The organism is Dyadobacter sp., from assembly GCF_051859145.1.
GTDB lineage: Bacteria > Bacteroidota > Bacteroidia > Cytophagales > Spirosomataceae > Dyadobacter.
The window spans coordinates 1-1477 of record NZ_JBHYGF010000551.1 but is presented as its reverse complement, the minus strand read 5'-3'; the positions used below and the strand labels follow the sequence as shown (position 1 = coordinate 1477).

The following is a 1477-nucleotide window of genomic DNA, read 5'->3' as shown; positions in this document are numbered from 1 at the left end:
GGTTGCTATGTTACTGACGGATATGTAAAACGTAACAACAAGATCCGCGTGGTTCGTGACGGTATCGTTCTTTACACAGGAGAGATCGACTCATTGAAACGTTACAAAGACGATGTTCAGGAAGTGAGAAACGGTTATGAATGTGGTTTAAGTATCAAAAACTACAACGATATCGAAGTTGGTGACATCATCGAAAGCTTCGAACTGCGTGAAGTGAAAAGAACACTTTAATCCGGTTAGCCGGTCAGCATTTATAAATAGCCTGTTCCAATCCGGAGCAGGCTATTATTTTTTAGAAGGATAATTAAGCAGTACATCCGCACCTGTCTCCCCATTCAAATAGCGCAGGGCCAATGCAGCCATAGTTCGGGTAGTGGCAGAAGAAGAATCATCCAGCAACTGATCATAACTGTTGTCCTGCTCACTTAGAATGCAGATTGCTTTCTCGTAAGCTTCTGCTAATTCACTCCCATTTCCTGAGTCCGACAACCTTTGCCGTAACCGACTAACTACGTCATTTACCTCATCATCCGTCGGTGTCGCATGTTCAAAATCTTTCTGCTCAGAAGAATTCATATAGTTGTTTGTTAGGTATTAAATGGAGACAGTTTTGAGCGTTTGTGTGAAAACAGCGCAGCATTCCTGGTACAAATCAGCATTGCCTTTATTAAGTCGCCAGAGATACCGGTCAATTTCCCTGAGATAGACGCGTGCAAATCCGCTGTCACTTTCAGCAATGGAGCCGATGTTATCAATGATGTCAGCATACTTGACAGTTTGTGAAACGGGTTTAGACGAAATAATCCGGGAAGCTTCCAGCTGTTTTCGATGCGCCCGGTTGAGCTGAGGATACTTGGCACTCGTGTACTTGTCAGTGAGATCATCTACTGCGGAAAGTATCTGCGCATCTTCCCTGACGCTATAACCCAATCTGATCAACAAGCCGGAAAGTGTGGCCAGGGAACATGGCGTATCTTCGATAAGGTCATGGCAAAGCGCAATTTCTGTTTCACAATTGTCATTTTCATACCGGCTCACCTTGTCCGCTACACTCAGCAAATGAGTATAATAAGGCTTGCCGGAATATTTCCGCACCTGAGTTCCGTGCATTTCTTTGACAAAATCAAACAGCAGCCACTGCCTCTCCGTAAGTTCCATACCTTTTCCTTAATGCGATGTTGAGCGTAATTTTTTGCATTATATCCGCTATTGCCAAACTAACAAGCGATCTGCTCCAAGATAAGTCTCTCAGGCTGAATTGCGCCTGGAAGCCAACAATCCTGCGGGAACATTCAGCTCGCCTGTTTCAGGGTCAATCAAACCGTTTTTCTCATCTTCTATGTTAGTAGCCTGAGTGTAAACATCCCCTGAAATGTCCCGCTTTCGAAGTTCTGCTTTATAAAGTGCGATCTGATTGGCGCGGGAGGCATCATCCTGAGGGCCGCCGTAATCTTTAAAACCAAACCCACCCCATTCA

Annotated in this window: 3 protein-coding genes and 1 pseudogene; 1 reads left to right on the top strand and 3 read right to left on the bottom strand. The window is 44.8% G+C overall.

Annotated features, from left to right (window positions below; translation table 11 throughout):
* Positions 1 to 231 (top strand): EF-Tu/IF-2/RF-3 family GTPase (locus tag ACTIE6_RS23800; protein ID WP_439559000.1); only part of this gene is annotated, 231 nt, incomplete at its 5' end.
* A gap of 54 nt (positions 232 to 285) precedes the next feature.
* On the opposite strand, the gene ACTIE6_RS23795 is transcribed toward ACTIE6_RS23800, so the two are convergent.
* From ACTIE6_RS23795 to ACTIE6_RS23785, 3 genes and pseudogenes are all read right to left on the bottom strand, one after another.
* Positions 286 to 576: a hypothetical protein gene (locus ACTIE6_RS23795; protein ID WP_439558999.1), complete on the bottom strand. Its 291-nt coding sequence runs from the start codon at positions 574 to 576 to the stop codon at positions 286 to 288.
* A gap of 18 nt (positions 577 to 594) precedes the next feature.
* Positions 595 to 1158: a metal-dependent phosphohydrolase gene (locus tag ACTIE6_RS23790; protein WP_439558998.1), complete on the bottom strand. Its 564-nt coding sequence runs from the start codon at positions 1156 to 1158 to the stop codon at positions 595 to 597.
* 90 nt (positions 1159 to 1248) lie between these two features.
* Positions 1249 to 1477, bottom strand: a pseudogene (locus tag ACTIE6_RS23785) (glycoside hydrolase family 2); the annotation flags it as partial.